General features: G+C 53.8%; 4 protein-coding genes and 1 pseudogene. 2 read left to right on the top strand and 3 right to left on the bottom strand.

Annotated elements, in window-relative coordinates; all coding sequences use genetic code 11:
• Positions 1–34: 34 nt before the first annotated feature.
• The 3 genes from CJP72_RS24495 to CJP72_RS24485 all read right to left on the bottom strand — a co-directional run bounded on the left by CJP72_RS24495 (position 35) and on the right by CJP72_RS24485 (position 2,986).
• The gene (locus CJP72_RS24495) at positions 35–1,477 is read right to left on the bottom strand and encodes an AMP-binding protein (RefSeq protein WP_162383843.1); all 1,443 of its coding nucleotides are present in this window, start codon (positions 1,475–1,477) and stop codon (positions 35–37) included.
• Positions 1,458–2,114 (bottom strand): thermostable hemolysin, encoded by a 657-nt coding sequence (locus tag CJP72_RS24490; RefSeq protein ID WP_162383842.1) that lies wholly within the window; start codon positions 2,112–2,114, stop codon positions 1,458–1,460. The genes CJP72_RS24495 and CJP72_RS24490 overlap by 20 nt, the downstream gene beginning before the upstream one ends.
• 296 nt (positions 2,115–2,410) lie before the next feature.
• On the bottom strand, positions 2,411–2,986 hold the full coding sequence (locus CJP72_RS24485; RefSeq protein ID WP_162383841.1) for a cytochrome b/b6 domain-containing protein: 576 nt from the start codon (positions 2,984–2,986) through the stop codon (positions 2,411–2,413).
• A gap of 318 nt (positions 2,987–3,304) precedes the next feature.
• Here CJP72_RS24485 and dsr1 point away from each other — a divergent pair, with 318 nt between their 5' ends.
• Complete coding sequence (gene dsr1, locus CJP72_RS24480; RefSeq protein ID WP_162383840.1) at positions 3,305–7,132, top strand: anti-phage defense-associated sirtuin Dsr1; 3,828 nt, start codon at positions 3,305–3,307, stop codon at positions 7,130–7,132.
• A 304-nt stretch (positions 7,133–7,436) separates the two neighbouring features.
• Positions 7,437–7,597: pseudogene (locus CJP72_RS26460) on the top strand (GTPase family protein); the annotation flags it as partial.

The raw sequence follows: 7,597 nt of genomic DNA, 5'->3' as shown, positions 1-7,597 counted from the left end.
GCCTCTGTCTGTTGTTGTAATTTGTTATAAAAGCTCATGATGACTCCTCTTCACTACAGGTGAGAATGTGTTGCCAGAGAGATTGCCGGATGAGTTCCCGGCGTGGGCGACCATTTGCCGTGAGCATGCCTGGCTCTGAAATGGCTGAAGTGAATAACAAGCGATGGAACTGCGCATAATCAGGCAGGCGAGCGGAAAGGGCCTGCAGCTGTTCGCGGGCCTGCGTCTGTTGCCCGTCAAAGGCATCGACAAGCGCAACGTTATGCCTTAAGCCTTCTCCAAAAATCACGACCCGGCGTACAGCCGGACAGGTCATGGCCTCTGCCTCAGGCCATTCAGGTGAAAAATTACGACCAAAGGCGTTTATCTGCACATTCTTCAGGCGTCCCTGAATACGAACGAACCCGTGCTCATCGACACTGCCAAGATCGCCGGTGGCAACCGTGGGTGAGGCAGGCGCGGCTCCCAGATAGCCCAGAGCGTTGGCCGGGCTGGTGACACACAGTTGCTGCTGGTCATCAACATGGACCTGGATACCAGGCAATGGTCGACCGACGCTGTTCTCTTTTGTGGCACTGGGCAGATTGAGGGCAACGACAGAACCGCATTCAGAGAGGCCATATCCTTCATATACCGGTAAGCCACTCGTTGTCGCCATTGCCAGCAATGAAGCCGGAACCATGCCGCCGCCTGCGGCGACAAACCGTAAAGATTGTGTACTGCCCGGTACCTGCTTGTGCAGATGCAGTAACACCCGTAGCAACTCCGGTACCAGCACCAGGCTTTGTGGGCACCAGTTGGTCAGCGCCTGAAGAAACTGGTCTGGATTAAAGCGGCTGGAACCTTCAAATCCAATCCGGGAGGGTGGGAGTATCACCGTCTCAGCGCCAAGCAGCAGAGGGATGTAAACGCCGCACAGATTCTCCAGCAGGATACTGAGCGGCAGTGTCACCAGGTGCTTTTCCAGATTCAGGGGGTGCAGTGCGGCCGCTAACGTTTGGGCCATCCATACCATACCATCCAGACCCAGGCAGACGCCTTTTGGCTCTCCGGTTGTACCGGAGGTATACGTTATCTTTGCTGTTCCGGCTGGCAGAGTCACAGGGTCCTCTACTGCACGGATTTGCAGTCTTCCGAGTACAAAATTGTGTTCCTGCCAATCCGCCAGGATTTCTCCGCCGATTTGTGCATCCACAGAGGCTGATGATCGTACCCAGGCTTTCTGTTGCCCGCTGAAAAAGGAGGGGACAGGGATGATCACCACTTCACTTACCAGGCATGCGAGATCGATAATGGCCCATTCAGGGCAGTTATCCATTTCAAGTGCCAGCCGTTTTACCCTGAGGGAAGATAATTGTTCGGCCACTGCCTTAACGGCTTCATGGTATTGCAGCCAGCTCCACGAGCGAGAATCCCCCTGCAGGGCGATGGCATCTGGCTGAAGCGTAGCCTGTTTCTCAAGCGTGTTCAGAAACATAAGATTCTCCGGAAGGGGTTATCCAGGGAGCAGAAGGCGAATCAGCAAACATTCCCAGCAACAGGCTGGTCTGACTCAGTGTGGTTTGCCCACCATGTAACTCCCCCGCCATAATTTGTGGGTCATGTTCGTAATAGCTCCCCCATTCACGCGCAGCTTCGCCAAGCCTTGTCGGGTCAGCAGGCATCAACGTGACTGGTTGCAGATTCAGGCGGAAAAAGGTATTGCGTATTTTTTTAGTTCCGGTAAAGACAATCCACGAATAGCTGTATTGATTGAGAAGCAGGCATAGCGCCGCATACATTATTCGGGCGCTTGCCCCGTCGCTCGCGGCAAAATTACCAATTTCAACAATCGAGTCGCGTGAAACGGGATGCGGCAATCGTGCAGACAGCACGGCTTCAACCGGGGCATCAAGATAGTGTTCGAGGTATATCGCACCCATTGAGGCTGGCTGGACGCCACAGGCTGCTTTTAATTCTCCGTTGGCATCGAACATTCCAAGTAACCATGGCATGCAGCGCGGAAGCGAAGCATGATAAAACTGAGAATAACTTTCACGAATAAACACTGAAATATCATTCTGCTCATGTTCACCAGGAAACCAGCGCAACGTATAGGGGGATAAAATTCGCATAGGAAGACCTCTTTTAGCGTCTTACCAGTCTGGTGGGTCAACATTATGTCAACATTAAGTTGAGTATGAATCAGGTAATTTAAATCCGATGAAACAACCGTCACGGGAAAAATATTTGCTCCCGATGTCACTTGAAGCTCCAATGGAAAAGACGTAGCTGCACATCGCATCTTTCAGGAGGAACCTGGCAAATGTGCAGTGAAAGGAACAAAAAAATCAGTCTGAGGTTTAGACATAAAGGCCCAGAGATAGGCATGATTTCGTGCTTTTATCGTCCCTGCTATCGACCGCTCCACTCAATCCTTACGCAATTGTTGCACACGTAACGTCATGAGAATGTGGAGTATCCCCATTGCACCATGAGCCCAGAAGTAGGTTTCAATAAATACAGTTAAAAACTTATGCAAATGTAAAACCAGGCGCGTAAGGGAGGCATCAGGGCCATACATCGTATTCAGGATAAACCAGAGCCCACCACATGCAGCAGTCCCCAGCAGCGACACGACGCCAAGTCCTTGCACTATCGCAGCCATTCCGCCGGAATGAGCTTCGGGTAAACGGAACTTCTGCAGTGTTCTCACATCGTCCACGATGCCGCGAAAATCCATGAACATCCACGAAAAATAGTACCGAAAACTTCTCCGGGTCATCATCCAGGCCAACATGAGAAAGCTACAAAGCAGTAATCCAAATCCTGAAATGATGTGCAGCCAGGTGACAATACCTGTCGGAGTTAATTGTCCCATAGCCTCACGCTCGGTCAGGTTCGAATTGATGATTTGAACCATAACCAATACCGCGACAACAATGTGCAGGACCCGAAAGAACGGACTGTCCTGATGTGGAAGTACATTACGTAAATGGGTAGTCATGATTTCAGTGCCTTTACCTGTAAGATATTATGTCAGGCTGACAGGAAATGATTAACGGAACCTTAATCTCCTGGTTACAGGGGGGAAGTAGCTTCCAGGCTTTGTCCACCTTAATAGAAACGTAAAATGTCTGCTCATGGCACGTAGCGGACTGGCACGTGGAACTATAGGCCCGCTTTGAGCGAAGGGCGGACGTTGGACTTTGTAACCATACAAGGTAGAGTAAGGCGACCTTGCACGGCTGGTATAACAAGCTGTTATCCCCATTGAACCCTCGTTTGCTCGAATGAACATAGACATTGGATAGGAATAAAAGGAATGCAATTCATCACCCACGGCCCTGATATTCCGGATGAACTTTTGCAGGCACACGAGGAAGGCCGCGTGGTTTTCTTCTGCGGAGCAGGAATTTCCTACCCCGCCGATTTGCCGGGTTTCAAGGGTTTGGTGGAGCAGATTTATCGGCTGAACGGCACAATACTTTCCGAAATTGAGCGTGAGGTCTTCGAGCGCGGTCAGTTCGACGCCACACTGGATCTGCTTGAACGGCGTTTGCCGGGGCAGCGTTTGGCCGTCCGTCGCGCGCTTGCAAAAGCCCTGAAGCCAAACCTCAGTCGCAGGGGGGCTACCGATACCCAGGCGGCGCTGTTGCGCTTAGCGCGTAGCCGCGAGGGTGCCGTACGATTGGTCACTACCAACTTTGACCGCATCTTTCATGTGGCAGCCAAACGCACGGACCAAGCATTCCAAGCCTATACAGCGCCGATGCTGCCTATTCCGAAAAACAGCCGCTGGGATGGGCTGGTTTACCTGCATGGGCTGCTGCCAGAAAAGGCGGACGATACCGCCCTGAATCGTCTTGTAGTCACCAGCGGGGACTTTGGCTTGGCCTACCTCACGGAGCGCTGGGCAGCCCGCTTCGTGAGCGAGTTGTTCCGCAACTACGTTGTCTGTTTCGTGGGCTACAGCATCAACGACCCGGTACTGCGCTACATGATGGATGCGCTGGCGGCCGATCGGATGCTCGGAGAGGTCACTCCTCAAGCATGGGCACTGGGCGATTGTGAACCGGGGCAGGAGCACCGGAAAGCCATCGAGTGGGAAGCCAAAGGCGTCACACCTATCCTTTATACCATACCGGCGGGTACTAATAACCATTCAGTGCTGCACCAAACGTTGCACGCTTGGGCAGATACCTATCGCGACGGTGTGCAGGGTAAAGAAGCCATTGTTGTCAAACATGCTCTTGCCCGTCCGCAGGACAGCTTACGGCAGGACGATTTCGTTGGCCGGATGCTATGGGCCTTGTCAGATAAATCAGGTTTATCGGCAAAACGCTTTGCGGACCTCAATCCCGCCCCACCGCTGGACTGGCTGTTGGAAGCCTTCTCGGACGAACGCTTTCAGTACACCGATCTGCCGCGCTTCCATGTGCCTCCGCACGTAGAGGTCGACACCAAACTTCGATTCAGCCTGATTCGGCGGCCTGCCCCCTATGACCGTGCTCCGCAGATCCTTCTGGCCTCTGGCGGCGTCAGCGGTAGCCAGTGGGATGACGTGATGTTCCATATAGCCCGCTGGCTGGTTCGTTATCTGGACGATCCAAGACTGATCATCTGGATTGCAGAACGCGGCGGGCAAATACACGACCGTTGGGCGTTACTGATTGAGCGAGAACTGGAGCGCTTCGCGGCGCTGGAGCGAGATGGCAATACCTCCGAGCGGGATGATATTCTCTTGCATGCCCCCAAGGCTATTCCCGGTCCCCTGATGTCCACCTTGTGGCGGCTTCTTCTCAGTGGCCGAGTGAAGTCGCCATGGCGTGATCCCAACCTGTATCGCTGGCAAGGTCGCCTCAAGCGCGAGGGCTTGACCACCACATTGCGCCTGGAGTTACGCGAGTTACTTTCTCCCAAAGTGGTGTTGAAGAAACCGTTTCGCTGGGGCGACGATGATTCGAGCAACACCGACGAGCTTTCACGAATCAAGCAATTGGTGGACTGGGAGTTGGTGCTGGCCGTCGATCATGTGCATTCAACGCTGCGCGACCTTGACGACGATCCATGGCAATCGGCTTTGCCGTACCTGTTGGAAGATTTCCAGCTGTTGTTGCGTGATGCACTGGACCTGTTGCGGGAGTTGGGCGAGGCAGACGACCGTAGCGACCGATCGCATTGGGATCTACCGTCCATCACTCCGCACTGGCAGAACCGGGGTTTCCGCGACTGGGTGAGCCTGATTGAATTACTTCGCGATGCATGGCTGGTAGTTCGCTCCAACGACAGCGCTCACGCTACGCACATAGCTCTGAGTTGGTTTGAATTGCCATACCCCACCTTCAAACGTCTGGCTCTGTTTGCAGCGAGTAAAGACGACTGCATATCGCCCGATCGGTGGGTCAATTGGTTGCTGGTGGAAGGAGCGTGGTGGCTGTGGTCCACAGATACCGGACGGGAGGTATTCAGGCTGTTTGTTTTGCAGGGGCGACATTTGGCAGGAACAGCACAAGACCGTCTGGAAGCAGCCATCTTGGCGGGACCTCCGCGCGAGATGTATAAGGATGACTTGGAACCAGAATACTGGCAATACTTGGTGGCACGCTCCGTCTGGCTACATCTGGCTAAGCTCAGCACATCTGGCCTCGTTTTGGGTGCGCCTGCGGCGGCACGTTTGACGGAAATATCCTCTGCCTACCCAGAATGGCAGTTGGCAACCAACGATCGTGATGAGTTCTCTCATTGGATGAGCGGCACCGGTGACCCAGACTACGAGGACAGCCGAAATGTCGACATAGCGCCCCGTAAGCGGCAGGACCTGGTGCAATGGCTCGCAAAGCCGATGCCAGAACGGCGGCCTTTCTACGAAGACACGTGGCGTGACGTTTGCCGCACGCGCTTTTTTCACAGTTTGTCCGCGTTACGTGAGCTATCACAAGATGGTGTGTGGCCTGCGGGCCGGTGGCGTGAAGCTCTGCAAACTTGGGCTGAAAAAGGGAGGGCGTTGCGTTCTTGGCGGTACGCTGCACCGCTGGTGCAGACCATGCCTGATGCAGTACTTCAGGAGATTGACCACGCTGTCACTTGGTGGATGGAGGTGGCCTCAAAGTCCATCAGCCGTCACGAGGACATCCTGCTGAACCTTTGCAGCCGCGTCCTGACGCTGGAAAGAGACTCAGAGTCTCGCATTATCCGAAACGAAATCGAGACCAATGACCCTGTTGGGTCGTCGATCAACCATCCCATCGGGCATGTCACACAAGCACTGATCAACCTGTGGTTCAAGCAGGACCCGAATGACAATGATCTGCTTCCTGCTGAGCTGAAGCCCATCTTCACTATACTGTGCGACGCGCAGGTAGATCGATTCCGCCATGGCCGGGTGCTGCTGGGTTCGCAGCTGATCGCATTTTTCCGCGTGGATCGCCCTTGGACCGAACAGCACCTGTTGCCCTTTTTTGACTGGAGCAACCCCGTCGAAGCAAAAGCCGTGTGGGAAGGCTTCCTCTGGTCGCCGCGCTTGTACCAGCCGTTGCTGACAGCCTTCAAGTTGCAGTTTCTGGAGAGCGCAAACCACTACGCTGATCTTGGAGAGCACCGCCAGCAATTCGCTACCGTCCTGACTTACGCTGCATTGGGCCCGACCGAGGGATACACCGTGGAGGAGTTCCGAACGGCAATTAGCGCGCTTCCACAAGAAGGTCTGGAGGAATCCGCGCAGGCGTTCTCCCAGGCCCTTGAAGGTACGGCCGATCAGAGTGAGGACTATTGGAAAAACCGTGTCCAGCCATTCTGGCAACAGATCTGGCCAAAATCCCGCGACTTGGCCACTCCGCGCATCTCCGAGTCCTTGGCTCGTATGGTGATTGCCGCACGAGGTGAATTCCCGGCGGCTTTGACTGCGGTGCAGGACTGGCTGCAACCGATCGAACACCCGTACTACGTCGTTCACCTTTTGCTCGAATCGGGTATGTGCAGCCGGTATCCAGCTGACGCACTGGGCCTGCTGAATGCCATAATTGCAGACCAACAGTGGGGGCTCAGGGAGTTGGGGCCGTGTTTGGAACAAATCGTGCAAGCTGATACAAAGCTTGAGCAAGATGCTCGCTACCAGCGACTAAGTGAATATTGTCGAAGGCATGGATTGTGAAAGTAACGGGTCTCGAGCCATATAAGCAGCGAGGTCTAATCAGGCAAATACACACGGACAGACAAAAACTGTGTCGCTCGCGCCTCGCTATGCAACTTTTGTCTGTCGGTGATTTGCGGCGTTAAAAGTCCGCTCCTGGCACTAAGCAGACCATTAGAATCGATCACCAAACTGCCAAATTAAGCGCGACCTTGTCGGATTCTAACTCTCACTCCAAATAATTTCAGACAGATATTATCTCCGTGAATACACCCGCATCCTTACCGGATTGCGGGAATTTTTGTTTTCACGCTGAGATCTCTGTATGAATAAAACTGAAGGCCTCCTGGCCATTGAGAAACCACTGGTTTCCCTGCCCCATACTCTCCGTAACCACATTCTTGAACGACTTCGCAGCCTGACACAATACGAGCCGGTGATCGGCATTATGGGTAAAACCGGAGTTGGTAAAAGTAGTCTTTGCAA

It is taken from the genome of Citrobacter sp. NCU1 (assembly GCF_010231475.1).
GTDB lineage: Bacteria > Pseudomonadota > Gammaproteobacteria > Enterobacterales > Enterobacteriaceae > Citrobacter_D.
This window is presented reverse-complemented; position numbering and strand designations above follow the sequence as displayed.

Coding starts and splice junctions, on each gene's coding strand:
- CJP72_RS24495 (WP_162383843.1), bottom strand. CDS start 1,477: ATGTTTCTGAACACGCTTGAGAAACAGGCTACGCTTCAGCCAGATGCC.
- dsr1 (WP_162383840.1), top strand. CDS start 3,305: ATGCAATTCATCACCCACGGCCCTGATATTCCGGATGAACTTTTGCAG.
- CJP72_RS24485 (WP_162383841.1), bottom strand. CDS start 2,986: ATGACTACCCATTTACGTAATGTACTTCCACATCAGGACAGTCCGTTC.
- CJP72_RS24490 (WP_162383842.1), bottom strand. CDS start 2,114: ATGCGAATTTTATCCCCCTATACGTTGCGCTGGTTTCCTGGTGAACAT.